Source organism: Aminobacter aminovorans, assembly GCF_900445235.1.
GTDB classification, from domain to species: Bacteria; Pseudomonadota; Alphaproteobacteria; order Rhizobiales; family Rhizobiaceae; genus Aminobacter; species Aminobacter aminovorans.
This window is the reverse complement of the sequence record NZ_UFSM01000001.1, coordinates 1,185,884-1,210,811: the sequence shown is the minus strand read 5'-3', so window position 1 is coordinate 1,210,811 and position 24,928 is coordinate 1,185,884. Positions and strand designations below refer to the sequence as shown.

The window sequence follows — 24,928 nt, the reverse complement described above, 5'->3', positions numbered from 1 at the left end:
GCGACTCTTTTTTCGGCCCTGCGACAGCTAACCTAATTGAGGCACTGCACATAGGCGCCGGCCTTGGTGGCGCGGCGCTCGATGACCGATGCGAGCCGCCTGAGCCCGGGTCCCGGCTTGGCCGGATTGCGCGCCGCGGGATTGGGCAAGGTGACTGCCAGAAGCGCTGCCTGGCGACGCGAAAGCTGGCTGGCCGGCTTGCCGAAATAATGCTGCGACGCCGCCTCGACGCCGTAGATGTTGGGGCCCCATTCGGCGATGTTGAGATAGATTTCCATGATCCGCCTTTTGGGCATCAGCGCATCGAAATAGATCGCCAGCGGCAACTCGACCACTTTGCGCAGGAAAGAGCGGCCATTCCACAGATAGAGGTTCTTCACCGTCTGCATCGGAATCGTCGAGGCGCCTCGGGTGGCCTCGCCTTCGAGCGCGTCGTTGATCACGCCTCTGAGCTCACCAAGGTCGATGCCCTTGTGGAAACAGAACTGCCCATCCTCCGACATGATGACGGAATGCGCCATGACGGGCGCGATGTCGTCGAGCGGTACCCACTGGCGGTCATAGCCTTGCAGTGTGACGACGTCCTTGATCATCAGCGTCGAAATGGGACGGACGACGGGAGGAAGGTAGAGGATGGTCAGCACCACCGGCAGCGCGATCATGACCGCAGCAATAAGCGCGCCGAGTCGCACCCAGCGGCGCAGGCTACCGCGCGAGAATATCCCGCGTCGCGCTGCTGCCATGTCCAGCCTTTCGGTTTCCGGCTCTATGATCGGTTCCGACAACCCGTCCGCCCTGCCTTGTCAGCCTTTTGGCATAAAGGCGCTTGGCTTCTTGCGCAACGTCTGACTGTCGGCTACCGCTCGCCGCCATGACGATCGATAGCGATATCATGTTCGAAACCTTCCTGCGCATCCGCGCCGAGGCCGTTGAAGCGCAGTTGCGCCACCTGCTCGGCGAAAGCCCTTTGTCCGGCGAGATCGCGCGCCCCGGGCATCTGATGGCCGCGATGCGCCACGGCGTGCTCAATGGCGGCAAGCGGCTGCGTCCCTTCCTGGTTCTGGAAAGTGCCGCCCTGTTCGAGGCCGACGGCGAGGCCGCGCTGCGCGTCGCCGCGGCACTCGAATGCGTACATTGCTATTCACTGATCCACGACGACCTGCCGGCGATGGACGATGACGACCTGCGCCGCGGCCAGCCGACGGTGCACAAGGCTTTCGACGAGGCGACCGCTATCCTTGCCGGCGACGGCCTGTTGACCTTTGCCTTCGACATCATTGCCGATGAGGCGACGCCGCTGCCGGCGGATCGCCGCGCCGCACTGGTGCTGGCGCTCTCCCGCGCTGCCGGTCCCGGCGGCATGGTCGGCGGCCAGGCGCTCGATCTCGACGCCGAACGCAACAAACCCGGCGAGACTGGCATCATCCGGCTGCAGGCAATGAAGACAGGCGCGCTGATCCGCTTCGCCTGCGAGGCAGGCGCCGTCATCGCCGGCGCCCCGGCCGACGAGCGCGAAAGGCTGGCCGAATTTGGCTCGGCGATCGGGCTTGCCTTCCAGCTCGCCGACGACCTGCTGGACCTCACCGCCGACGCCGAGACAATGGGCAAGGCCACCGGCAAGGACGCCGCCGCCGGCAAGGCGACACTGGTGTCGCTGCACGGCCCCGATTGGGCCCGCTCCCAGCTCGTCGGCCTGGTCAACCAGGCGCATGACTTGCTCGACCCCTTCGGCGAGCGTGCAATCATGCTCAAGGCTGCCGCAAGTTTCGTCGCCGAGCGCAATAGCTGATCTCTACTGTCGGCGGGCAACCAACAATCTCGCGGACAAGTTGTGCGGGTCAGAAACTCTTAATGTTAATGGTGTCTATTCCGGCTCCGTAGAACTGTGCGTATGTGTTTGGGGTTGCGCATGCCGGAGCACTCGTCCTTCATCCGTTCGATACGGATCAGATACCTTTCGGGTCTCCTGATCTTCGCACTGACGTCCATCGCCGTCATGTTGGCCTTCAGCCAGGGCAACACCTATCGCCGCGACGTCGATGCCATTGCCGCCGAACTGCAGCTGTTTTCGCGCGAATTGCGCAACGCCAGCAGTTTCGCCGAAACGACGAATGCCGCTTGGCGGCCGGAAACACAGGAAGCGCTGGCCGCGGCCGCCCGCAATCATGCGGTCCGGCTCGACGCCCGCATCAGCCACCTGACCAACGCGATCGACACCATACGCCCGAGCCTGTCCGACAGATCCGTACGCGAGCTCGACAGCGCTTCCGTCAATGGCGATCTGTTCTGGTCCGCACGCGACATCACCCACAACCTCGACGCGCTGGCCAGTGCGCAGACTTCCGACGAATGGAGCTACCGCGAGATCCGCAACCAGAACGACCTGTTTGCCCAGCCGATGCTGCTGCGCGCCACGGCCGCCATGGAGAACGAACGGCGTTACGCCGAGACCCGCAGCGACCGGCTTCTGACGACAGCGGCGGCACTTCTGGTATTGGTCATCGGCGGCGTCGCGGCATGGGTCTTCCGCCCGATGGAACACGCCATCCGCAAGGCATTTGCCGAAAGTGCCGCTTCCCTCTCGAAAGCCGAGGCGGCGGACCGTGCCAAGTCGGAATTCCTTGCCAATATGAGTCACGAGATCCGAACGCCGATGAACGGCGTGCTCGGCATGGCCGAGCTTCTGGCGCGAACCGATCTGACGCCGCGCCAGAAGACCTTCACCGAAGTCATCGTGAAATCGGGCAACGCCCTTCTGACGATCATCAACGACGTACTCGACTTCTCCAAGATCAACGCAGGCCAGCTGACGCTCGATCCTGCACCGTTCCATCTCGGCGAGGCGGTCGAGGATGTCGCGACCCTGATCTCGGCCCGGGTGGCCGAAAAGAACCTGGAGCTCATCGTCCGCATCGACCCGCGCCTGCCCAGCCACGTGACCGGCGACGTCGGGCGCTTCCGCCAGATCGTCACCAACATGCTCGGAAATGCGGTGAAGTTCACCGAGCGCGGCCATGTTCTTGTCGACGTCACCGGCGAGATCGTCGATGGGACCGTGGCGCTCAGCATCCGCGTCGAGGACACCGGTATCGGCATCCCCGCCGACAAACTGCAGAGCGTGTTCGAGAAGTTCGCCCAGGTCGACGGCAGCTCGACGCGCCGCCATGAAGGCACCGGCCTCGGCCTTGCCATCGCTGCCCGCCTCGTCGACCTGATGGGCGGCCGTATCGGCGTCGAAAGCGAGATCGGCAAGGGTTCGGTGTTCTGGTTCACCGCCATGCTGCCCGTCTATGAAGCACAGCAGGCAAGCAGCGTCGTGCCGGTCGACGTCACCGGCGCACGCGTGCTGGTCATCGACGATAACCCGGTCAACCGCGAAATCCTTATCGAGCAGCTGAAGAGCTGGGGCTTTGACTGCGCCGCCGCCGAAAGCGGCGCCATCGGCCTGGCCTTCCTGGACCGCGCCGCCCAGCTCGGCGCCAGCGTCGACTGCGTCATACTCGACTACCAGATGCCTGGCATGAACGGCGCCGATGTCGCCAAGGCGATCGCCGCCGACAGCCGCATCTCATCGATCCCGGTGGTGCTGCTGACCTCCGTCGACCAGATCGATTTCTCCCGCATGGTGCTCGATTTCGGCATCGCGGCACACCTGACCAAACCCGCCCGCTCGGCGGTGCTGCTCGGCACGGTGATCGCCGCGGTGCAGAAGGCGCGTTCACAGGCGGGCCGAACCGAATTCGTACGCGAGCCTGTCCGCCACGCACCGCCACCGGCCTTCACCGTCATTCGCGGCCCCGCCACCGCACTTGCGCATCCGGAGCCGGCGGTTCTGCAGAGCAACGGGCTCGACGTCCTAGTGGCCGAGGACAACGAGGTCAACCAGCTCGTCTTCGGCCAGATCCTCTCCGGACTTGGCCTCAGCCATCGCATAGCCGGCAACGGCCGCACGGCCGTGGAGATGTACCGCACCTTCAAGCCGAAGCTGATCCTGATGGACGTTTCGATGCCGGAGATGAACGGCTACGAGGCGACACGCGCCATCCGTACTGAGGAGGCGGCCAATGGTAGCCGAACACCGATCATCGGCGTCACCGCGCATGCCTTGAAAGGCGACCGTGAGAAATGCATCGAAGCCGGCATGGACGATTACCTGCCCAAGCCGGTTTCTCCCGACAAGCTCGGTGCCAAGATCGGCACCTGGCTGAGCGAGAGCGTCGAAATGGTGCAGTCGGCATAAATGCCGCCGGGATCCCTATGACTTCTTTATTTCTTGGGGTGTCCGCCTCTCTCGAATCCTGATGCGATGAATTTTACCTTCCTGACGCGACCGGAGGATGGCGACCTCGCCGCTCCAGCGCGAACAACAAGGAAGTAAGAAAATGCTTCGTACCCAGATGCCCGATCGGTTCGTCAGCGCACGGACCGTTGAGCCCACGCGCCGTGATGCCGCCAATGACGGCAAGCTGGTCAAGGGCCAGACCGAACCCTTCATGTTCACCCGCCTGTTCTTTGTGACCGGCGTGCTGCTGGGTGGCCTGGCGCTGGCCACCATGCTTTCAAGCTGACTATGGAAATCTCGGACGTGATTTCGGTCGAGGACGTGGTCCTCGACCTCCGGCCGGAGAGCAAGACGCGGCTGCTCAAAGCGCTTGCAGCCCATGCAGCGTGGCGCACCGGCTGTCCGGCCGCCGAGATCAGTTCGGTGCTTGCAGCCAGGGAAAAGCTCGGCTCGACCGGGCTTGGCCAGGGCGTCGCGATCGCCCATGCGAAGGTGCGCGGACTGCAAAGGCCATATGGCGCATTTGCGCGGCTTGCAGCGCCCTGCCCGTTCGAGGCCATCGACGACCGCGACGTCGATCTTGTCGTGCTGCTGCTGTTGCCCGAGGCCTCGCCGCAGGAACATCTCAACGTACTGGCAAAGATCGCCCGCCGGCTGCGTGACGTCGAAGTGCCGGCGCGCCTGCGGCAGGCTGACGATGCCGCAACGGCATATCGCCTGCTCACGGCTCAACCGCCGCTCAAGAGTTCGGCTGCGGCCTGAACAAGGCCGGACGTCAGCGGTTCCTGACCACAATGCAGGAGCCGCCGATGCTGCGCAGGCTCTGGCATATCTGGCCTGCTTCGCTGCGATCGTCAGCACCGATGCGCACGGCATAGATGCCACGCCGGCCGATCGGTGTGCGCACCCGGCTGACGACGGGTTCATGCGATGACAGCAGTTTCGGAAAACGTCCCTCGAGCCGCTGCCACTGCCTGATCGCCGCGGACCGGCGGAAGTTGCCAGCGACCTGGATGCCCCAGGGTTTCACATGCACGCTCGCCATTGCGATGGTCTGGGACATGATGACCCTGAGGTTCTGGCAGGCAGCGGCAAAGGACATCGTTGGATCAAGCGGCCGGTTCGTTCCGGCATGGGCCTTGTCGGCAAAGTTGTCGGCCGGCTCGCCCATGATGGCGAGCACATAATCCTCGGTTTCGAGCGGCAGGAAGCCGCCTGACGAGAGCCAGCGCGCGACGCGGTTCTCGCCGGCATTGTAGGCAGCGGCGGCGAGACCGAGATTACCGAAGCCGGTCTTGAGTTCGCCGAGATAGCGTGCTGAAGCCGGGATCGCCTGCTCCATGTCGAACGGATTGGCGAGGCCGCGCATCGCGGCGGTTCCCGGCATGAACTGGGCTATGCCTTCAGCACCCGCCGGGCTCACCGCGTTCGGATCGAAGCGGCTTTCCTTCCAGATCAGCCGGGCGAAGAACTCACTGGGCAGGCCGTGGCGCCGGGCATGAGTGTCGATGAGCTCGCAGACGCGCGCGGCATGGGCCTTTTTCGGCGACCGCGGCGGATCGGCCAGTGCAGGCGCACACAGGGCCAGCAAAACGAGGAAAGCCAGAGCTGCCCTCGACAGGTTCCGCATCCCTATTCAGCTGCCGCCTGGCCGCCCCGACCGAAACGCTGCTCGATATAGTCGGCGACCATCTTCTCGAAATCGGCGGCAATGGCAGGTCCGCGCAGCGTCGCCGCCTTCTTGCCGTCGATGAACACGGGGGCCGTAGGCGTCTCGCCGGTGCCAGGCAAGGATATGCCAATGTCGGCATGCTTGGATTCGCCTGGGCCGTTGACGATGCAGCCCATCACCGCGACCTTCAGCATTTCGACGCCGGGATACTTCTCTCGCCAGACGGGCATGTTCTTGCGAAGATCGTCCTGGATGTTCTGGGCCAATTCCTGGAACACCGTCGAGGTGGTGCGGCCGCAGCCCGGGCATGCGGCGACGATCGGCACGAACTGGCGGAAGCCCATGGTCTGCAGCAGTTCCTGCGACACCTGGACCTCCCGGGTCCGGTCGCCATTGGGCTCGGGCGTCAGCGAAATGCGGATGGTGTCGCCGATACCCTGCTGCAACAGGATGCCCATCGCCGCCGAGGAGGCGACGATGCCTTTCGAGCCCATGCCGGCTTCGGTCAGGCCGAGATGCAGCGCGTGGTTGGAGCGGGCGGCAAGCATGGTGTAGACGGCGATCAGGTCCTGCACACCGCTGACCTTGGCCGACAGGATGATGTTTTCGCGCGGCAGCCCGATTTCTTCGGCGAGATCCGCCGAGATCAGCGCCGACTTCACGATGGCCTCGTGCATCACCTGGCTGGCGGTGAGGGGCGATCCGTTCGCCTGGTTCTCGTCCATCAGCCGGGTCAAAAGATCCTGGTCGAGCGAACCCCAGTTGACGCCGATGCGCACCGGCTTGTCGTAGCGGATCGCCATCTCGACGATGTCGGCGAACTGCTTGTCCTTCTTTTCCTTGAATCCGACATTGCCCGGATTGATGCGGTATTTGGCAAGCGCCTCGGCGCAGGCGGGATGGTCGGCAAGCAGCTTGTGGCCGATATAATGAAAGTCGCCGACTAGCGGCACGTTGATGCCGAGGCGGGCGAGACGGTCGCGGATATGTGGAACGGCGGCGGCACTTTCGTCGCGATCGACGGTGATGCGCACGATTTCCGAGCCGGCCCGATGAAGCGCTGCGACCTGGGCGACAGTCTTGTCGATGTCGGCCGTGTCGGTGTTGGTCATCGACTGCACGACGACCGGCGCTTCGCCACCAACGATCACGCCGCCGACGCTGACGCCGACCGACTTGCGGCGGGGAAATGGGGACGAAAAGTAGCCGGTCATCGGACGGCCTTCTTGAAGCTCGAGGTATCCGCGCCTGAGGTGGCGCGCGCTGCGCGCGATGTCAATATCGCAGGTGGTCGCGCCCGCCAAGGGCGGCGTTAACCTGACTGCAAGCAGCGAGATGAACAACGACGGCCGATGCTGTAGTGTGGACTGACATCCACGGGGGATTTCATGGCAGCATCGCTCCGCAGTCCCGTCTTGCCGCTTCTCGCCCTGTCGGCGCTACTAGTTTGCGCCGAAGCCCGCGCCCAGGCAATCGAACCCGGCAAGGAGGGCGAACTCGCCAACTTCATCCCGCCCGAAGCCGGCGCCCGCGCCTGTTTCAGTCGCGTCTACGATGCGGCGCACCTCAAGGCGCACCCGAAGCAGCAGGTGACGGAGATGCAGTTCCGGATCGCCTACTACATCCATGATCCGGACGAATTTGCGCCGAATGGCCAGCGCAACTTCTATTTCGAAGTCCTGGCTAGGCTGCGCGGCCACAAACAGCCGAAGCCGCTCAGTGCGATGGGCGAATGCAGGCCCGGCGACGACGGCAAGTCGATCTTCTGCGGCGTCGATTGCGACGGCGGCGGCGTGATGGTCAAACACAGCGGCGACGGCAAGATCCTCGTCGATCTCGAGACGCTCGGCCGGTTGCGCATGACGTCAGATTGCGACCAGGACGAAGACGGCGGGGTCGAGCTGTCTTCCGGCGTCGACGACAAACGTTTCCTGCTGTCGAAGCTCCCGGCATCGGAGTGCCCCGCCTACGACGACTGGTAGAAAAGCGCGGTCCTCACGCCACAATTTCACGAAACTTTGCGACAGCGGTGCTTCTTTTGCGTCGCACAGCGCGTATATGCTGCATCGCACCATAGAGATTCCGAAGGATTTTCCTGAATGCCCGCAACCAGGACCGCCATCGTTACCGGCTCGACTTCCGGCATCGGCCTCGCCATCGCCGAGGCTTTTGCCCGCGACGGCATGAACGTCGTCATCAACTCCTTCTCCGACACGCCGGCCGACCATGCCATCGCCGAGCGGCTGGCCAAGGAACACAAGGCCGAAGTCGTCTACATCAAGGCTGACATGTCGAAGGCGGCAGAGTGCCGGGCGCTGGTCGCCAAGACCGCCGAGGAGTTCGGCTCCGTCGACGTGTTGGTCAACAATGCCGGCATCCAGCATGTCGCTGCGGTCGAGGACTTTCCGATCGAGAAGTGGGACGCGATCATCGCCATCAACCTGACATCGGCTTTTCACACCTCTGCAGCCGCGATCCCGCTGATGAAGAAAGGCGGTGGCGGCCGCATCATCAACATCGCCTCCGCCCATGGCCTCGTCGCCTCGGCCTACAAGTCGGCCTATGTCTCGGCCAAGCACGGCATCATGGGCCTGACCAAGACGGTGGCGCTGGAAGTCGCGCGCGACAAGATCACCTGCAACGCCATCTGCCCCGGCTACGTGCTGACCCCGCTGGTCGAAGCGCAGATCCCCGACCAGATGAAGGCGCACAACATGGACCGCGAGACGGTGATCCGCGAGGTCATGCTCGACCGCCAGCCGACCAAGGAGTTCGTGACCGTCGAGCAGATCGCAGCGACTGCCGTCTTCCTCGCTTCCCCGGCAGCAAGCCAGATCAACGGCACGCACATCTCGGTGGATGGCGGCTGGACCGCCCAGTGAAGCCCCACCGGGCGGACATATCCCATATTCAAAGGACCATGACGCCATGACTGGAAACGGCACGGCGGAGGAGAACAAGCCGATCAACGTAGCACTACAGGGCGGCGGCTCGCATGGAGCCTTCTCCTGGGGCGTGCTCGACCGTCTGCTGGAGGACGGCCGCCTCGACATCAAGGCCGTCTCCGGCACCAGCGCAGGCGCGATGAACGCGGTGGCGCTTGCCGACGGCTGGGTGCGCGGCGGCGCCGACGGCGCACGCGCCAAGCTCGCGGAATTCTGGCGGGCGGTAGCCCGCAAGGGCCGCTTCAGCCCGGTGCAGCGTTCGCCCTGGGATGTGCTGTGGGGTAACTGGTCGATCGAGAACACGCCCGGCTACATCTGGTTCGACACCATGTCGCGGGTTTTGTCGCCCTATGTCGCCAACCCGTTGAACCTCAACCCGCTGCGCGACGTCGTCGCCGAAGAGATCGACTTCGCCAATGTCCGTGCCTGCAAGGACATCGACCTGTTCATCTCGGCGACCAATGTCGAGACCGGACAGTTGCGGGTGTTCAGCGACGGCGAGATCGACCTCGACACGGTGATGGCCTCGGCCTGCCTGCCGCAGATCTTCCAGGCCGTCGAGATCAACGGGGTGCCCTACTGGGATGGCGGTTATGGCGGCAATCCGGCGATCTACCCGTTCTTCAAGGCCAATGGCACTGAGGATGTGCTGCTCGTCCAGATCAACCCTGTCATCCGCGAGCAGAGGCCGAAGACCGCCAACGAGATCCAGAACCGCATCGACGAGATCACCTTCAACGCCGGGCTGCTGCGCGAATTCCGTGCCATCGCCTTCATCAAGGAGCTGATCGCCGCCGGGCGCTTGCCGCATGGCGAGTTCCGCGACATCCGAATGCACCGCATCGATGCCGACGAGGCTTTCAAGGATCTTTCGGCGTCGTCGAAGGTCAATGCCGAATGGGCGTTCCTCGAATACTTGCGCGACCTTGGCCGCACCGCGGCAAGCGACTGGCTCGAAGACAACTTTGATTCGGTCGGCACCAACGCGACGCTCGACCTATCCGGGCAACTCGACGACGGCTTCAAGCCGCTGCACGGCCCCTCTGTCGGACGCCGTGTGCGCGAGTTTCTGGCCACAAGAGCCAAGCCGGCTGCCGTTCGTCATCACAACTAGCCCGCGAGATCCGGCCTTCCGGCGCGGCAACCGCACCGTGCTGACTCCTCCTGCCAGTTTTGTCAGGAGGATGTTTCCATTCTTTTTTATCACTATTTTGCGAACTGCATTTGATGTAGAAGACGCCCTTCCGCCACTTTGCCCCCGCGGCGGATTGAATGCGGTATTGCGCGCCACCATATCGGGGCGACGCGCCAGGCAAGATGGCGGTAGCCGCAACCGTCCTTAACGGATACGACAATGTCGAAGATTAGGTTCCATAAGCTTGCAGCCTTGGTCGTGCTCGTGGCATTTGCTGCGTGGATGGGCACTGGCGAATTCTCTTCGGTGGGCAGCGCTCAGACCCAACCCGACGAAAAACCTGCCCAGGCCGCAGAACAACCAAAGGCGCCGCTGCGCACTGTCATGGTTGTCGCGCCCCCACGCGTCGAACACGCCCGCGCCATCCGCATTTCCGGCCAGACCGAAGCAGAGAAGCGCGCTACGCTTGCCACTCGTGCGGCCGGCATCATTGCCGAACTGCCGGTCAAGCAGGGCGACCACATCAAGCAGGGTGACCTGATCCTGATGCTGGACGCCGAAGAGAAAGCCGCGGCCGTCGAAACGGCCAAGGCGGTGCTGTCGCAGCGCAAAGCCGAATGGGAAGCAGCGCAGAAGCTCACCAAGGCAGGCTCTGCGGCCAAGCTGACCGGCGACATTGCATGGTCCAACTACCAGACTGCGCAGTCGCAGCTCCAGGCATCCGAATCTGAGCTGTCGCGCAACCAGGTCAAGGCTCCGTTCAACGGCGTCGTCGATCGCGTCTCGGTGGAGCTTGGCTCGTCGGTCGCCCAGGGCGGCGAGGTTGCCACCATCCTGAGCCTAGACCCGATCCTCGCCAAGGGTGAGATCAGCGAGCGCGACCTGCGCTACGTCAAGATCGGCGACGAGGCCGATGTCAGCCTCATCAACGGCGAAGTGGTCAAGGGCAAGGTTCGCTACATCAGCCGCGACGCCACCGCCAAGACGCGCACTTTTCCGATCGAGATCGCGGTCCCGAACCATGACAACGCGATTCCGGCTGGCATGACGGCGGAGATCACTGTCCGCGCCAACCCGACCGATGCGGTGGTGTTGCCCCGCTCGGTGGTAACGCTGGGCAAGAACGGCGACCTCGGTATCCGCGCCATCGACGCGGCCTCGAAGGTGGTGTTCTACCCGATCGACCTGGTCGACGACACCCAGAAGGGCCTCGTTCTCGGTGGCATTCCCGCCGGCGCCAAGGTCATCATCGCCGGCCAGGACCTGGTCAAGGAAGGCGACGAAGTGCAGGCCCAGGTCGCCGATGAGGCGGCCCTCAAGAAACTCGCTGAAAGCGCGGCCGGGACACAGTAACAATGGATATCGTCAAGCTTGCGATCCGCAATGCGCGACTGACCCTTTCGGTCCTGCTCTTCCTGGTCATCGCGGGGGCGCTTGCCTACCGCGCCGTGCCCAAGGAGGCCGAGCCGGACGTCGCCATTCCAATCATGTATGTCAGCCTCGTCTATCAGGGCATTTCCCCTGAGGACGCAGAGCGCCTGCTGCTTCGTCCCGTCGAGTCCCAGCTCAAGAGCCTGAAGGGGCTCAAGGAGATGAAGTCGAACGCCTATCAGGGCGGCGCCAACGTCATCGTCGAATTCGACCCGTCGGTGGATCTCGGCGACGCCTTGATCGACACGCGCAACAAGGTGCAGGACGCCAAGCGCGACCTGCCTGCGGGCGTCGAGGAACCAACGGTCAACGAGGTGAACCTGTCCGAATTTCCGGTCGTGTTCATCACACTGTCCGGCGAAATCCCGGAACGTGCGCTGACCGCTGCCGCCAAGGACCTGCGCGACCGGATCGAAGAGGTGCCTGGCGTGCTCGAGGCCGAGATCCAGGGATCTCGTGACGAGCTTGTCGAGGCGATCGTCGACCCGGTGAAGCTGTCCTCCTACGGCCTGCAGCTCGACCAGCTCATCCAGGGCGTCGGCGCATCGAACAGTCTCGTCGCCGCCGGTACCATCGAGGGAGCGGAAGGCAAGTACGCGGTGAAGGTGCCGTCGTTGATCGAAACGCCGGAGGACGTCGCAAACCTGCCTGTCGTGGCCGGCCCGAATGCCGTCGTCCGGGTTCGCGACGTCGCCACCGTCCGCTCGACCTTCAAGGACGCCGAGACGATCGCGCGCATCGATGGCCGGCCGGCGATCACGCTGGCGGTCAAGAAGCGCATTGGCGCCAACGTCGTCGAGACCATCGAAGGCTCGAAGAAGGTCGCCGAAGAGTTCGTGGCAAAGAGCAAGCAGGCGCTGCCCGACCTGCAGGTGACCTATACCCAGGACAAGTCGGTCTTCGTCAACCAGCTGCTCAACGACCTGCAGAACCACGTGATGATTGCCGTCATCCTGGTCTTCATCGTCATTCTCTATGCGCTTTCGGGGCGCGCCTCGATGCTGATCGGACTGGCGATCCCGTCTTCGTTCCTGATCGGCATCCTGCTACTTGCCTTGATGGGCTACACGATCAACATGATCGTGCTGTTCTCGCTCATTCTGGCGGTTGGCATGCTCGTCGACGACGCGATCATCGTCACCGAATATGCAGAGCGCCGCATGTCGGAAGGCATGCCAAAGGAGCAGGCCTTCGAGGAAGCAGCCAAGCGCATGGCCGGACCGGTCATTGCCGCGACGCTGACCCGCATCGCCGCCTTCTCGCCGCTGCTGTTCTGGCCGGGCATCGTCGGCGACTTCATGAAGTACCTGCCGATCACGCTGATCGTCACCCTTGCCGCCTCGATGGCCTACGCGCTGATCTTCGCGCCGGCGATCGGCGCCATCATCGGCAAGGCACCTCTTCATGGCGAGGAAGAGAACCGCGACGGCCTCTACATGGCGGTCGTCAAGAAGGCCGTGGTCTACCCGATCACCGCCATCATGCTGACCTTGCTGCTGCTGGGCGGCGGGCTGTATTCCTATGTGAAGTTCGGCAACGGCGTCGAGTTTTTCCCGTCGGTCGAGCCGGACTACGGCCTGCTCTACGTCCATGCCCGCGGCAACCTCTCGCTTGAAGAGATGGACGCGGCGACTCGCATCGCCGAGGACAGGATCATCGGCTGGCCCGGCATCAAGTCGGTGCTGACCAAGGTCGGAAAGACGCGTGGCGGCGAGGACGTTCCGGAAGACGTCGTCGGCGTCATCAACTACGAGTTCATCGACTGGCGCGAGCGCCAATCCGCACACAAGATCCTCGAAGACTTGCGCGTCGCGATGGCCGGCATTCCAGGCGTCGATGTCGAGGTGCGCGTTCCGGACGCTGGCCCGCCGACCGGCAAGGCCATCCAGGTGCAGCTTTCGGCGACGGACCCGACAGGGCTCAACGACTATGCCAAGGTCGTGGCTGCAGCCGTAGCCAAGGTCCCCGGCGTCATCGATCTTTCCGACGGCCTGCCGCCTCCAGGTGTCGACTGGGCGCTTGAGGTCGATCGCTCCAAGGCCGCGCAGTTCGGTGTCAGCCCGACTTCGGTCGGGACCGTGGTTCAGCTCGTAACCACGGGCCTGAAACTGACCGACTATCGCCCTGCGGGCACGGATGACGCGGTCGATATCCGCCTGCGCCTGCCTGAGGACCGCCGCACGCTGTCGGCGCTCGACGAACTGCGCATCGAGACGGCACAGGGGTCGGTCCCCATCTCGAACTTCGTCTCGCGCAAGCCGGAAGCGACCGCTGGCGTCCTGAAGCGTATCGACAGCAAGCGCACCATCACCATCCAGGCCAATGTGGCAGGCGGATTCCAGGTGGCTGAAGTGCAGGCAGCGGTGGCCAAGACCGTTGGCGAAATCGCCAAGCCGGGTGTCGACTGGAAACTCGCCGGTTCGAACGAAGACAGCGCCGAGGCGGCTGCCTTCCTCAGCAACGCGTTCGGTGCCGCGATCTTCCTGATCTTCATCGTGCTGCTGGCGCAGTTCAACAAGTTCACCAGCGTGCTCCTGGTGTTGTCCTGCGTTGTCATGGCGGTGATCGGCGCGCTCCTCGGCATGCTCTTGACCGGCCAGACCTTCGTCATCGTCATGTCGGGCATCGGCTTCATCGCACTGGCCGGCGTGGTGGTGAACAACAACATCGTGCTGATCGACACCTATGATCGGCTGCGCGATGAAGGTTGGAACAAGCTCGACGCGGTGCTGCAGACCTGCCGCGAACGCGCGCGTCCGGTGGTGCTGACCGCACTGTCCGCCATCCTTGGCGTCATGCCGATCGCCTTCGGGCTCGGCCTGGAGATCTTCCACCACGAGACGACGATCAACGCGCCGTCGACCCAGTGGTGGATCGCGCTCTCCTCGGCGATCGTCTTCGGCCTGTCGTTTGCCACCGTGCTGACGCTGGTGGTGACGCCCGCCATGCTGATGGTGTTCACCCGCGACAAGCGCAAGCCCGGCCAGCGCGGCTGGCTGAGCAAGCTGTTCCGCTTTGGCAGGAAGGACAAGACCGAGGCCGGCGTAACCCCCGCGCCGGGTCCCGAGCAACCGGCAGTCGCCTTCCCCAAGGCTGCGGAATAGACGGACCAAGCAAGAGTGCATGAAAGGCCGCCCAGGAACAACCGGGCGGCCTTTTGCGTTTCTGCCTCGATGAAACACAAGCATTCGAGGCATGAACCATGACAATTTCAACGCTGCTCATCATCATCCTCATCCTGATCCTGCTCGGCGCCATCCCGGCCTGGCCGCACTCGCGCGGATGGGGATACGGCCCATCGGGTATCGTCGGCATCCTGCTGGTGGTGCTGCTGGTACTGATGTTGATGGGCCGGGTCTGAGCCGTCCCCGGACACCCGCTATGGCGCCTGGAGCAAGCCTGCACAGGTCGCCAACCCCTTGCGATAATCACGCTGGGCCGGGATTTGGGGCACGGCCATCCCGGTCCGCAATGCATGCTGGATATCCGTGACATAGGCATTGAAGCCGGACGACGCCTCGAGGCAGACCGTGTACTTCCTGTAGGGATTGTCGGTGCCGCCTGTATCCATGGCCTTGAGGGTCCAGGCCTTCTCGCCCTTCGAGCTCGGCGCGTAGACAAGCCGCTCGATATCGGCTGCGGTTTGGATGGCGTCGTCCACTTTCTCGATCAGGCTTTCGAGTACGGCTGACCGGGCCGAGATCATGTCATGCAGGTCCCGGCTGTCGGCAAGCGCATCGGACAAGGCCGGCGTTGCTGCGAACTGCGCTGAAAGCATCAGGGCGATACCGGTCAACGCGCTCATCCAATGCCCTCCAGACGTCAACTATCCCATGCACTGTCAACGCCTGGAAGCCGAAAGGTCTCAGGCCGCCGCCTCAAGCCTGGAGGAGAGCAAAATCGAGATCGTCGAGCGCGCCTTTCACCGCTTCATCAAGCGGCGTGTGCGGGATTTGCCCCAGCATCGTCTCCAGCCGTGTCGAGACCAGCTGATGGGGTTCGAAGCGCAGGTAAGACATCGACACGATCGCTTTCCACATCGCAACGAACGGGCTGCCGGCGCGCAGCACCCACCACGGCATGCTGGCAAGCTTGAGCTTGCGGCCCATGACCCGCTCCATCGCCGCCTTGATCTCGAGATCGGTCAGGGAATGGCCGGGAAGGTTGAAGCTCTCATAAGCGCCGAGTTCACCACGCTTTTCAGCCAGCGCCACGAATGTCCTGGCGAGATCGGGCAAGTAGGCCCAGGCGTGCACCAGTTCGACGGGACCAGGCGCGGTGTAGACACCCTTGGTCAGCTTGGACGCGATCACCAGGTCGAACCAGGAGCCGGTGCCCTTGCCGCCGAAGAAGTCGCCGGCCCTCAGCAGGACAGTGCGAACCCGGCCGGCATCGGCCTCGCGCCGGTAAAGCTGCTCCTGCTCCGTCCGGATGCGACCTTTCTCGGTCGTCGGTCGCTGCGGCGTGTCCTCTGATATGACAGCGGGCATTGGCGAGCCGAAATTGTAGACGGTGCCTGCTGCCATGTGCAGCGCGCCGTTGGCGTGGCACGCAGCCATCACATTTTCGGCCATCGGCAGCACCGAGCTCCAGTCCGAGTAGACGGGGCTCAGACCGTTGAAGACGATATCTATCCCGCCGGTGGCGGCGACAAGCGACTGTCGGTCGAGCGCATCGGCAGCGAACGCCTCCGCACCGAGCAGTTCAGTGGGCAGCTTGCCGTCGCGGGTGATGGCCCTCACCTCGTAGCCGGCATCGAGAAAGGCCTTGGCGACGGCGCGGCCGAGCCGGCCGCGGGCACCCAATATTGCGATCTTGGTCATGTCAGTCACTCTTGTTGTGTGACCGCAATGTCGTCCATTCATTTCGGGAAATAAATTGACTGGAAGTGGCAAATCGATATTCAATTTTGAATATGAATGAGCTCGACTGGAACTTGATCCGCAGCTTTGTAGCAGTCGCCGAAACCGGCAGCCTGTCGGCGGCCGCGCGCAGCTTGGGCTCCAGCCAGCCGACGCTCGGCCGTCATATATCCGAGCTCGAACAGGCGCTCGACGTCACGCTGTTCCGGCGCGGCCGCCAAGGCTATCTGCTGACGGAGGCCGGCAGCCTGCTGTTCGAGCGAGGCCGCGCCGTCAGCGAACAGGCAATTTCATTTGCGCGGCTCGCCCTGGGCGCGGTGGAAGCGATTGAAGGCACCGTCCGGATCGCGGCGAGTGAAATGGTGGCCGCCCATGTCCTGCCTGCGATGCTGGCGCGCCTTGGAGTGGAAGAGCCCGGCATCGAGGTTGAGGTCGTCGCATCCAACCAGGTCGAGAACCTTTTGCGCCGCGACGCCGACATCGCGATCCGCATGGTGCAGCCGGCCCAGAACGAACTGGTGGCCCGCAAGGTCACCGACATCGCGCTACACATGTGTGCGACCTCGACCTATCTAGATCGCCGCGGCCGGCCGCAGCATCCGGAGGATTTGCAGCAGCACCACCTGATCGGCTTCGACCGCAGCGACGAGATGATCCGCGGCCTTGAAAGGTTCTACCCTGAAATGACGCGGCATGCCTTTCGCTTCCGCTCCGACAACCACATCGTGCTCTGGGAAGCCGTGCGGGCCGGCAACGGCATAGGCGTGGCCCAGTCGCCGCTGATCCGTCGCGAGCCCGGGCTGGAGATCGTCCTGCCCGACCTGCCATTGCCTGTGCTGCCGGTCTGGCTCGCCATGCATCGCGACGTGCGCGCAAGCGTCCGCATCCGCCGCGTCGCCGACTTCCTGAACGAAGAGCTGAAGCGCTATTCCGCCGGCGCCGTTTGAGCCACGGCCCTGAAGTCTGCATGGCGGGCAAGGCCGGCCATCACCGACACCACAAGCAGCAATCCCGACAGTGTGACGAAAACCGGCGCGAAACCGGTATGGCCGGCGACGAAGCCGATAGCCGACGGCGCCACCAGGATGCCTGAATAGCCCATCGTGGTGACGACACTCATGCCGATGTTCGGCACCACGCCAGGCTGGTTGCCGGCGGCGGAAAAGGCGATCGGCACCATGTTGGCGACACCCAGTCCGCACATCGCAAAGGCAGCGATGGCAATCCACGGATTGGGGGCGAGGCCTGCCGCCAGCATGCCGGCAGCGGCGACCAGCGCCGAGACGCGCAGGGTGTTGACCGCGCCGAAGCGGTTGCGTACGCCGTCGCCCAGGAACCGCATCAGCGCCATGATGCCGGAGAAGGCGGCAAAGGCAAAGCCGGCGGTGGCGATGTCGGCTCCGAGCTCCTGCTTGAGATACAATGCCGCCCAGTCGAGCACGGCACCTTCCGGGATCATCGAGAACAGCGCCATCAGGCCGACAAGATAGATTGCCGCAAGACGCGGCATGCGGAAATGACGGTGCTCATGCGCAACCGGCTTGTCCTCGATCAGATAGCGCAGGGCAAAGGCGGTCATGGCGGCGGCGACAACCGTGACGAACATGGCGTGCGGCAGATGCCCGAATTGCTGGATGGCGATGCCGCCAAGCCCGCCACCGACGAAGCCGCCGAGGCTCCAGAAGCCGTGCGACGAGGACATGATCGCGCGCGACAACCGCTTTTCCACCGCGACAGCATTGGCGTTCATGGCGACATCCATGGCCCCTGTCGTAGCGCCGAAGATGTACATCGTCACCGCGGTCAGCCAGACGTTGGGCGCCAGCGCCACCAGCAGCAATGCGAATACCAGGATCCAGGCGAAACCGATCACAACAGGACGCGAGCCGCGCTTGGTCATCAGGTAGCCGGAGAACGGCATCGCCGTCAGTGCACCAATGCCGAACACAAGGATCAGCAGGCCGAGCACGAACTCGCTGATGCCGAGCCGGGTAACCAGCAGCGGAATCTGCGGCGCCCAGCTTCCGGTCATGAAGCCGTTCATGAAGAATGCAGCTGCAACGGCCCATCGGGCCGAGGCGTTGGCGGATGTCGGGGTGGCGTCTTGCGTGCTCATCGAGCGCAACTCCTAACACGGCTCCCGGACAGCTGAAATCGATTTCAACCTGCCGTGATCGCCGGATTCAAAAAGTGACCGGTCACCGTGCGAGTCGGCCGCGCTGGATCACTCCATCTGCACTTTTAAATCGATTGAAAAGCACGTCAAGACAACTCTTGCCGCAAGCATTGGGCCAGAACGGTAACAAAGGTTAACGATTGCCCGAATTCCGTCGAATAGCTGGGCTAGCTCAGACGCTTGGAAACTGCGGCGGGACGGGCAACACACTCCACGCTCGCAATCGTTTCGAAGCGTTGCATGCCAAATCGGGGTTGGGGGTCGGCTTCGGCATTGTCGCCGGGGTAGTACCATTGTGGAGTCTTGTACCATGAATACCCCAGCCTTCCGGCGCGCCGGCATATTAAGCTTAAGCGGCATCGCCGCCCGCCTGCCCCGGCTGCATCTGTCAAAGCTCGAGATCGCCTTGCTTGGCGCCGCTGCGGTGTTGGCGATCGTCATCGTCGCCTTCGGGTTCACCAGCAGCGACGAGCCCGACCCGATCGAGACCGCAGCCGTCCTTCCACCGCGCCTCGAAACCAAGACCGCCGGCGTGGAAGTCACGGCAGAGGAAGTAAAGCCGATCGCAACGGCTGCCGTTCAACCGGCAGCCGCACCGGCTACAGCAGCCCAAGCGCCGGCACAGGCGCCACTCCTGACAGCACCAGCCGCCGCACCCGCAACCGGCCGCTTCGAAAAATCCGCACCGACAGCAGCTATCGGCCCGGATGAGCGCGGCGAGGATATCGCAACACCATTGCCCTCAGCGACAGCCGACCAGGGGCCTGATCCGGCTGCGACCACGGCGATCGCGACGGAAGGGCTGCGCGGTTCGATCGACGTGCAGGTGGCGGAGACCGAAACCGAAGTGGCGATGCTTGAGCAGCAGACCGGCATGATCGACGGCGCAACCGCCACTGCCGCCCAGGCGACCACCGGCCCGCTTCCGGACCTGCGCCCGGCAAAGGTGGTCAAATACGCCAACCTGCGTGACGGACCTGCCGACGAAGCCAAGGTGATCGTCGTCGTCCCGGCCAATGCCGAGATCGAAGCCGAGGTCGACTGCAACTGGTGCACGGTCGTCTACAAGGGCCAGCGCGGCTACATGTACAAGAACCTGATCCGCCGCACCGTGGCGGAAGAAGCAAAGGCGGGTCAGGGGCTGTTCTGAGCCCGCGACCCTGCCCGTGCTCAGCCGTAGACGATCAAAAGGTCCTTGGCGTCGATCTGGTCGCCGGCTCGCACCAGCACCTCGGCAATCGTGCCGTCGCGTTCGGCATGCAGTGCCGTTTCCATCTTCATCGCTTCGATGGACAGCAGCACGTCGCCGGCCTTGATCGGCTGGCCGGCGGTAACCGCCAGCGTCGAGACGACCCCCGGCATCGGCGCACCGACATGGGCGTCGTTGCCAGCTTCGGCCTTGCGCCGTGCCTTGGACGCAGACGCGCCATGGGCACGGTCCGGCACCTTGACGCGGCGCGGCTGGCCGTTGAGCTCGAAGAACACCGTCACCATGCCCTTCTCGTCGACGTCGCCGACAGCGAGGCAGCGGATGACCAGTGTCTTGCCCTTCTCGATGTCGACGAAAACCTCGTCCTCGGGCTGCATGCCGTAGAAATAGACCGGCGTCGGCAGCACGCTGACCGGGCCGTAATTTTCCTGCGCGCCGACGAAGTCGGTGAAGACCTTCGGGTACATCAACCAGGAGGCAAACTCGTCCTCGGACAGCTTGCGACCGAGTTTTGTTTCAATCTCCTTGCGATTTGCCTTGAGATCGGCTGGCTTGAGCAGCGAGCCGGGACGCGCCGTGATCGGCGTCTCACCCTTCAGCACCTTCTTCTGAAGTGCCGACGGCCAACCGCCCGGCGACTGGCCGAGATCGCCGCGCAGCATCGACACCACCGAGTCCGGGAAAGCGATGTCCTTGGCCGGGTTCTCGACGTCAGCAACGGTCAACTCCTGGCTGACCATCATCAGCGCCATGTCGCCGACCACCTTGGACGACGGTGTCACCTTGACGATGTCGCCGAACATCAGGTTGACGTCGTGATAGGCCTGCGCCACCTCGTGCCAGCGGGTCTCCAGGCCGAGCGAGCGCGCCTGTTCCTTGAGATTGGTGAACTGGCCGCCCGGCATTTCGTGCAGGTAGACTTCGGATGCCGGTCCCTTCAGGTCGCTCTCGAAGGCCGCATACTGGTTGCGGACGGCTTCCCAATAGAACGAGATGCGGCGGATCCACTCCGGTGCAAGGCCGGGATCGCGATCCGAACCGCGCAAGGCTTCGACGATCGAGCCCAGGCAAGGCTGGGAGGTGTTGCCGGAGAAGGCATCCATTGCCGCATCAATGGCATCGACGCCGCTCTCGACCGCCGCCAGCACGGTCGCCGCCGACAGGCCCGACGTGTCGTGGGTGTGGAAGTGGATCGGAAGGTCGGTGGCCTCGCGCAGGGCCTTGAAAAGCACGCGCGCCGCAGCCGGCTTGAGCAGGCCCGCCATGTCCTTGACGGCGATGATATGGGCGCCTGCCGCCTCAAGTTCCTTGGCAAGGCTGGCGTAGTATTTGAGGTCGTACTTCGCCCTGTTCGGGTCGAGAATGTCGCCGGTGTAGCAGATCGCGGCTTCGCAGAGCTTGCCCTCGGCGCCAACGGCATCCATCGACACGCGCATGTTCTCGACCCAGTTCAGGCAGTCGAAGACGCGGAACAGGTCGACTCCGCCTGATGCCGCCTGACGGACGAAATGCTGCACGACATTGTCTGGATAGTTGGTGTAGCCGACGCCGTTGGCGCCGCGCAGCAACATCTGCAGCAGGATGTTGGGCGCTGCCTGACGAACCTTCGACAAGCGCTCCCACGGATCCTCCGTCAGGAAGCGCATGGCGACGTCGAATGTCGCACCGCCCCAGCATTCGAGCGACAGAAGTTGCGGCAGCGCACGGGCATAGGTACCGGCGATCTTGGCGATGTCGTGGGTGCGCACCCGCGTCGCCAGCAGCGACTGGTGGCCGTCACGCATCGTCGTGTCGGTGATCAGCACCTGCTTCTGCGCCCGCATCCAGGCCGCAAACTTTTCCGGACCGAGTTGGTCGAGCTTCTGTCTGGTGCCGTCGGGGATCGGGCCGGTGAACCACGGCACGACAGGTGCCGCTGCCTCCGGGTTGGGTGCAGCACGGCCGCGCGTCTCCGGATGGCCATTGACGGTGACGTCGGCGAGGTAGTTGAGCAGCTTGGTGGCGCGGTCCTGGCGCTTGACCTGCGCGAACAGCTCAGGCGTCGAGTCGATGAACTTGGTCGTGTAGGAATTGTCGCGGAAGGCCGGATGCGTGATGATCGCTTCGAGGAAGGTCAGGTTGGTGGCAACACCGCGAATGCGGAACTCGCGCAGTGCCCGGTGCATGCGGGCGATCGCCTCGACCGGGTTTGGCGCCCAAGCGGTGACCTTCTCCAGCAGTGGATCGTAAAAGCGGGTGATGACCGCGCCCGAATAGGCCGTGCCACCGTCGAGGCGGATGCCGAAGCCGGTGGCGCCGCGATAGGCGGTGATGCGGCCATAATCGGGGATGAAGTTCTGCTCCGGATCCTCGGTCGTGATGCGGCACTGCAGGGCATGGCCGTTGAGGCGGATGTCCGCCTGAGCAGGTACGCCCGATTCCGGCGTGCCGATGGCGAAGCCGTCGAGGATATGTATCTGCGCCTTGACGATGTCGATGCCGGTCACCTGTTCGGTGACGGTATGCTCGACCTGGATGCGCGGGTTGACCTCGATGAAGTAGAACTTGCCAGTGTCGGCATCCTGCAGGAACTCGACCGTACCCGCGCCGACATAGGCGGTGTCTCTGGCGAGCTTGAGGGCATAACCGCACAGTTCCTGGCGAAGCTCTTCGCTGAGGTAGGGTGCCGGCGCGCGCTCGACGACCTTCTGGTTTCGGCGCTGGATCGAGCAGTCGCGCTCGAACAGATGCACGGCGTTGCCATGCGTGTCGCCCAGCACCTGGACTTCGACATGGCGGGCACGCTCGATGAGCTTTTCGAGATAGACCTCGTCCTTGCCGAAGGCCGCCTTGGCTTCACGCTTGCCCTCGGTCACCTCTCGGGCGAGATCGGCCTCACTGCGGATGGCGCGCATGCCACGGCCGCCACCGCCCCATGACGCCTTGAGCATGACCGGATAGCCAACCTCTGCGGCGAGTTTCTTGACCTCGTCCATGTCGTCGGGCAGCGGGTCGGTCGCCGGGATCACCGGCACGCCGACTTCGATGGCGAGGTTGCGCGCCGCCACCTTGTTGCCAAGCCGACGCATGGTCTCGGGCTTGGGTCCAATGAAGGTGATGCCATTTTCGGCGCAGGCGTCGGCGAATTCAGGGCTCTCCGAGAGCAGGCCGTAGCCAGGATGGATCGCATCGGCGCCCGACAGCCGGGCGACCCGGATGATCTCTTCGATCGACAGGTAGCTTTCGATCGGCCCCATGTCTCTGGAGAGATGGGGGCCGCGGCCAACCTGGTAGGATTCGTCCGCCTTGAAGCGATGCAGCGAGTATTTGTCCTCTTCGGCCCAGATCGCCACGGTTTTGAGCCCCAGCTCATTGGCCGCGCGGAAGACGCGGATGGCAATTTCTGATCGGTTGGCGACGAGGATCTTGCTGATCGGCACGAATACGCTCCAGGGAACCGGATATTTAAGAGGCGGCGAATGATTAGCGGGAAAATGCTGCGGTGCAACCGAAAACGCACGCCCTTAAATCGATTTAATTTCCGTGAGGTCAGCCAGGTATTTTTCCACGGCACAAAAAAATGCCCGGCGCAAAGCGCCGGGCATCTCGTTTCAGCAAAAGGTGCTGAAATTACTTCTGCGGCTTGTAGGTGTACTTGCCGTCGTCGCCCTTGACCCATTCATACATGATGTAGCCGGGCAGCTTCGGGTCACCCTTCTCGTCGAAGCCCATCTCGCCGAGCACGGTCGGGAAAGTGTTGGCCTTCATCGCCTTGGCCACTTCCTGGGGATCGACCGAACCGGCCTTCTTGGCAGCTTCGGCAATGACCTGCATCGCAGCGTAGGAGTAGAGGGTGTAGGCTTCGGGGTTGAAGCCGGCAGCACGGAACTTCTCGACCAGCGCGTTGTTTGTCGGGTTCAGGGTCGGATCGGGACCGAAGGTGTTGAGGGTACCCGCAACCGCGTCACCAGCGATCGAGGCGAGTTCGTTCGAAACGATGCCATCGCCCGAAACCAGCTTCGCCTTGAGGCCCTGGTCAGCCGTCTGACGGATGATCAGGCCGGCTTCGGTGTGCAGGCCGCCCCAATAGATGATCGAGACGCCGGCTTCCTTCATCTTGCCGATCAGCGCCGAGAAATCCTTGTCGCCGATGTTTACGCCTTCGTACATGACCTCGGTCAGGCCGGCAGCGTTCATCGCCTTCTTGGTTTCGTCAGCCAGACCCTGACCATAGGGGGTCTTGTCGTGGATCACCGCGATCTTGGCGTCCTTGAACTTCTCAGCCAGATATGCGCCGGCGATGGCGCCCTGCTGGTCGTCACGGCCGCAGGTGCGGAAGGTGTTCCACAGGCCGCGCTCGGTGAATTGCGGGTTGGTCGCTGCCGGGGTGACTTCGAGGATGCCGTTCTCGGCGTAGACTTCCGAGGCCGGAATCGAGACGCCCGAGTTGAAGTGGCCGACCACGAACTTGACGCCGTCAGCGACGAACTTGTTGGCGACCGAGATGCCCTGCTTCGGATCGGAAACGTCGTCGCCGACCACCAGCTTGATCTGCTCGCCGTTGATGCCGCCTGCAGCGTTGATGTCGGCAACCGCCTGCTCGGCACCCTTCTGGAGCTGTGCTCCGAAGGCTGCGTTCGGGCCGGTGATCGGGCCAGCGACGCCAACAATGATATCGGCCCATGCGCTGCCGCTGAACGCCACAAGCGCGGTCAGTGCAACAGCCGACAAAAGTGACTTTTTCATTGAAACACTCCCATTAATTGAGTGAGCGTGGATGTTCTTTCATGCGATGCCCACCCATATCGCAGAAAGGTGAGTTTGCCGATTTTCCGGCAGTTGTCACGCCGATTCATTGGCGAATTGGCGCGTTAGGAACCCCTCAAGACTTGGCGCGCCAAGAAAGTGGCGACGCCTTTTCATAGAGCCAGTGGTATTGCCTCACCATCTGATTGGTGCGGGTGTATTTATAACCAAGCGTTGCAAACACCAGCAGGATGATGGTGTCGACGATATAGTACTGCAGCGAGAACATGGTGCCCTCGAACAGCGCGTGGTGGATGAAGCGGACACCCAGCCCAAGCCCCAGAATGTAGAGCACGAGCTGCGGATAGCTGCGCCAGGTCTGGGCGCAGGCGCGTCCCGTCATCCAGGCAGCCCATCCACCCAGCAGGCAGCTGACGAACAGGAACTGCCAGATCGAGGCTTCCTCGTAGAGAATGCCGTGCATGATGAT

General features: G+C 63.4%; 21 protein-coding genes. 12 read left to right on the top strand and 9 right to left on the bottom strand.

The features are described from left to right. Positions 1 to 32: 32 nt before the first annotated feature. A complete protein-coding gene (gene mtgA, locus DY201_RS05880; RefSeq protein ID WP_115733615.1) occupies positions 33 to 743 on the bottom strand; it encodes a monofunctional biosynthetic peptidoglycan transglycosylase in 711 nt (236 codons plus the stop codon). Between the two features lie 128 nt (positions 744 to 871). Between mtgA and DY201_RS05875 the strand changes: the two genes are divergently transcribed. The 4 genes from DY201_RS05875 to DY201_RS05860 all read left to right on the top strand — a co-directional run bounded on the left by DY201_RS05875 (position 872) and on the right by DY201_RS05860 (position 5,044). After that, positions 872 to 1,789 (top strand): polyprenyl synthetase family protein, encoded by a 918-nt coding sequence (locus tag DY201_RS05875; protein ID WP_115730402.1) that lies wholly within the window; start codon positions 872 to 874, stop codon positions 1,787 to 1,789. Positions 1,790 to 1,909: 120 nt separating this feature from the next. Continuing rightward, positions 1,910 to 4,240, top strand: a complete 2,331-nt coding sequence (locus DY201_RS05870) for a response regulator (RefSeq protein ID WP_115730401.1) — start codon at positions 1,910 to 1,912, stop codon at positions 4,238 to 4,240. A 142-nt stretch (positions 4,241 to 4,382) separates the two neighbouring features. Continuing rightward, the gene (locus DY201_RS05865; protein ID WP_131922338.1) at positions 4,383 to 4,568 is read left to right on the top strand and encodes a hypothetical protein; all 186 of its coding nucleotides are present in this window, start codon (positions 4,383 to 4,385) and stop codon (positions 4,566 to 4,568) included. 2 nt (positions 4,569 to 4,570) lie between these two features. After that, a complete protein-coding gene (locus DY201_RS05860) occupies positions 4,571 to 5,044 on the top strand; it encodes a PTS sugar transporter subunit IIA (RefSeq protein ID WP_115730399.1) in 474 nt (157 codons plus the stop codon). A gap of 13 nt (positions 5,045 to 5,057) precedes the next feature. Here the strand turns inward: DY201_RS05860 and DY201_RS05855 are convergent, their stop codons facing one another. Continuing rightward, entirely contained in the window at positions 5,058 to 5,912 is an 855-nt protein-coding gene (locus tag DY201_RS05855) for a lytic transglycosylase domain-containing protein (protein WP_115730398.1), read from the bottom strand. Positions 5,913 to 5,914: 2 nt separating this feature from the next. Further along, the gene (gene ispG, locus DY201_RS05850) at positions 5,915 to 7,168 is read right to left on the bottom strand and encodes a flavodoxin-dependent (E)-4-hydroxy-3-methylbut-2-enyl-diphosphate synthase (protein ID WP_115733614.1); all 1,254 of its coding nucleotides are present in this window, start codon (positions 7,166 to 7,168) and stop codon (positions 5,915 to 5,917) included. 174 nt (positions 7,169 to 7,342) lie between these two features. Here ispG and DY201_RS05845 point away from each other — a divergent pair, with 174 nt between their 5' ends. From DY201_RS05845 to DY201_RS05820, 6 genes are all read left to right on the top strand, one after another. Beyond that, positions 7,343 to 7,936, top strand: coding sequence for a hypothetical protein (locus DY201_RS05845; RefSeq protein ID WP_115730397.1), 594 nt, complete (start codon positions 7,343 to 7,345; stop codon positions 7,934 to 7,936). A 117-nt stretch (positions 7,937 to 8,053) separates the two neighbouring features. Continuing rightward, the gene (locus DY201_RS05840; protein ID WP_115730396.1) at positions 8,054 to 8,836 is read left to right on the top strand and encodes a 3-hydroxybutyrate dehydrogenase; all 783 of its coding nucleotides are present in this window, start codon (positions 8,054 to 8,056) and stop codon (positions 8,834 to 8,836) included. 46 nt (positions 8,837 to 8,882) lie between these two features. Continuing rightward, positions 8,883 to 10,013, top strand: a complete 1,131-nt coding sequence (locus DY201_RS05835) for a patatin-like phospholipase family protein (RefSeq protein WP_115730395.1) — start codon at positions 8,883 to 8,885, stop codon at positions 10,011 to 10,013. 240 nt (positions 10,014 to 10,253) lie between these two features. Continuing rightward, on the top strand, positions 10,254 to 11,387 hold the full coding sequence (locus tag DY201_RS05830; RefSeq protein ID WP_115730394.1) for an efflux RND transporter periplasmic adaptor subunit: 1,134 nt from the start codon (positions 10,254 to 10,256) through the stop codon (positions 11,385 to 11,387). Positions 11,388 to 11,389: 2 nt separating this feature from the next. Continuing rightward, a complete protein-coding gene (locus DY201_RS05825; protein WP_115730393.1) occupies positions 11,390 to 14,569 on the top strand; it encodes an efflux RND transporter permease subunit in 3,180 nt (1,059 codons plus the stop codon). A 98-nt stretch (positions 14,570 to 14,667) separates the two neighbouring features. Then, positions 14,668 to 14,826: a DUF3309 family protein gene (locus tag DY201_RS05820; RefSeq protein ID WP_115730392.1), complete on the top strand. Its 159-nt coding sequence runs from the start codon at positions 14,668 to 14,670 to the stop codon at positions 14,824 to 14,826. Positions 14,827 to 14,844: 18 nt separating this feature from the next. Here DY201_RS05820 and DY201_RS05815 read toward each other — a convergent pair whose 3' ends face one another. Together DY201_RS05815 and DY201_RS05810 are read right to left on the bottom strand one after the other, a co-directional pair. After that, positions 14,845 to 15,270, bottom strand: coding sequence for a hypothetical protein (locus DY201_RS05815; RefSeq protein WP_115730391.1), 426 nt, complete (start codon positions 15,268 to 15,270; stop codon positions 14,845 to 14,847). Between the two features lie 73 nt (positions 15,271 to 15,343). Then, a complete protein-coding gene (locus DY201_RS05810; protein WP_115730390.1) occupies positions 15,344 to 16,288 on the bottom strand; it encodes an NmrA family NAD(P)-binding protein in 945 nt (314 codons plus the stop codon). A 92-nt stretch (positions 16,289 to 16,380) separates the two neighbouring features. Here DY201_RS05810 and DY201_RS05805 point away from each other — a divergent pair, with 92 nt between their 5' ends. After that, complete coding sequence (locus tag DY201_RS05805) at positions 16,381 to 17,274, top strand: LysR family transcriptional regulator (RefSeq protein WP_115730389.1); 894 nt, start codon at positions 16,381 to 16,383, stop codon at positions 17,272 to 17,274. Here the strand turns inward: DY201_RS05805 and DY201_RS05800 are convergent. Further along, complete coding sequence (locus tag DY201_RS05800; RefSeq protein WP_115733613.1) at positions 17,253 to 18,443, bottom strand: MFS transporter; 1,191 nt, start codon at positions 18,441 to 18,443, stop codon at positions 17,253 to 17,255. The genes DY201_RS05805 and DY201_RS05800 overlap by 22 nt on opposite strands. A gap of 370 nt (positions 18,444 to 18,813) precedes the next feature. Here DY201_RS05800 and DY201_RS05795 point away from each other — a divergent pair, with 370 nt between their 5' ends. Beyond that, the gene (locus DY201_RS05795) at positions 18,814 to 19,653 is read left to right on the top strand and encodes an SH3 domain-containing protein (RefSeq protein WP_115730388.1); all 840 of its coding nucleotides are present in this window, start codon (positions 18,814 to 18,816) and stop codon (positions 19,651 to 19,653) included. A 20-nt stretch (positions 19,654 to 19,673) separates the two neighbouring features. Here DY201_RS05795 and pyc read toward each other — a convergent pair whose 3' ends face one another. From pyc to DY201_RS05780, 3 genes are all read right to left on the bottom strand, one after another. Next, positions 19,674 to 23,132: a pyruvate carboxylase gene (gene pyc, locus DY201_RS05790; RefSeq protein WP_115730387.1), complete on the bottom strand. Its 3,459-nt coding sequence runs from the start codon at positions 23,130 to 23,132 to the stop codon at positions 19,674 to 19,676. A 190-nt stretch (positions 23,133 to 23,322) separates the two neighbouring features. After that, entirely contained in the window at positions 23,323 to 24,438 is a 1,116-nt protein-coding gene (locus tag DY201_RS05785) for a branched-chain amino acid ABC transporter substrate-binding protein (protein ID WP_115730386.1), read from the bottom strand. Between the two features lie 136 nt (positions 24,439 to 24,574). Beyond that, the gene (locus tag DY201_RS05780; protein WP_115730385.1) at positions 24,575 to 24,922 is read right to left on the bottom strand and encodes a DUF6867 family protein; all 348 of its coding nucleotides are present in this window, start codon (positions 24,920 to 24,922) and stop codon (positions 24,575 to 24,577) included. Positions 24,923 to 24,928 lie beyond the last annotated feature (6 nt).

Bases quoted from the DNA above. Each gene is read 5' to 3' on its own strand.
- mtgA (WP_115733615.1), bottom strand. From the start codon at position 743: ATGGCAGCAGCGCGACGCGGGATATTCTCGCGCGGTAGCCTGCGCCGC.
- DY201_RS05875 (WP_115730402.1), top strand. From the start codon at position 872: ATGACGATCGATAGCGATATCATGTTCGAAACCTTCCTGCGCATCCGC.
- DY201_RS05870 (WP_115730401.1), top strand. From the start codon at position 1,910: ATGCCGGAGCACTCGTCCTTCATCCGTTCGATACGGATCAGATACCTT.
- DY201_RS05865 (WP_131922338.1), top strand. From the start codon at position 4,383: ATGCTTCGTACCCAGATGCCCGATCGGTTCGTCAGCGCACGGACCGTT.
- DY201_RS05860 (WP_115730399.1), top strand. From the start codon at position 4,571: ATGGAAATCTCGGACGTGATTTCGGTCGAGGACGTGGTCCTCGACCTC.
- DY201_RS05855 (WP_115730398.1), bottom strand. From the start codon at position 5,912: ATGCGGAACCTGTCGAGGGCAGCTCTGGCTTTCCTCGTTTTGCTGGCC.
- ispG (WP_115733614.1), bottom strand. From the start codon at position 7,168: ATGACCGGCTACTTTTCGTCCCCATTTCCCCGCCGCAAGTCGGTCGGC.
- DY201_RS05845 (WP_115730397.1), top strand. From the start codon at position 7,343: ATGGCAGCATCGCTCCGCAGTCCCGTCTTGCCGCTTCTCGCCCTGTCG.
- DY201_RS05840 (WP_115730396.1), top strand. From the start codon at position 8,054: ATGCCCGCAACCAGGACCGCCATCGTTACCGGCTCGACTTCCGGCATC.
- DY201_RS05835 (WP_115730395.1), top strand. From the start codon at position 8,883: ATGACTGGAAACGGCACGGCGGAGGAGAACAAGCCGATCAACGTAGCA.
- DY201_RS05830 (WP_115730394.1), top strand. From the start codon at position 10,254: ATGTCGAAGATTAGGTTCCATAAGCTTGCAGCCTTGGTCGTGCTCGTG.
- DY201_RS05825 (WP_115730393.1), top strand. From the start codon at position 11,390: ATGGATATCGTCAAGCTTGCGATCCGCAATGCGCGACTGACCCTTTCG.
- DY201_RS05820 (WP_115730392.1), top strand. From the start codon at position 14,668: ATGACAATTTCAACGCTGCTCATCATCATCCTCATCCTGATCCTGCTC.
- DY201_RS05815 (WP_115730391.1), bottom strand. From the start codon at position 15,270: ATGAGCGCGTTGACCGGTATCGCCCTGATGCTTTCAGCGCAGTTCGCA.
- DY201_RS05810 (WP_115730390.1), bottom strand. From the start codon at position 16,288: ATGACCAAGATCGCAATATTGGGTGCCCGCGGCCGGCTCGGCCGCGCC.
- DY201_RS05805 (WP_115730389.1), top strand. From the start codon at position 16,381: ATGAATGAGCTCGACTGGAACTTGATCCGCAGCTTTGTAGCAGTCGCC.
- DY201_RS05800 (WP_115733613.1), bottom strand. From the start codon at position 18,443: ATGAGCACGCAAGACGCCACCCCGACATCCGCCAACGCCTCGGCCCGA.
- DY201_RS05795 (WP_115730388.1), top strand. From the start codon at position 18,814: ATGAATACCCCAGCCTTCCGGCGCGCCGGCATATTAAGCTTAAGCGGC.
- DY201_RS05785 (WP_115730386.1), bottom strand. From the start codon at position 24,438: ATGAAAAAGTCACTTTTGTCGGCTGTTGCACTGACCGCGCTTGTGGCG.
- DY201_RS05780 (WP_115730385.1), bottom strand. From the start codon at position 24,922: ATGCACGGCATTCTCTACGAGGAAGCCTCGATCTGGCAGTTCCTGTTC.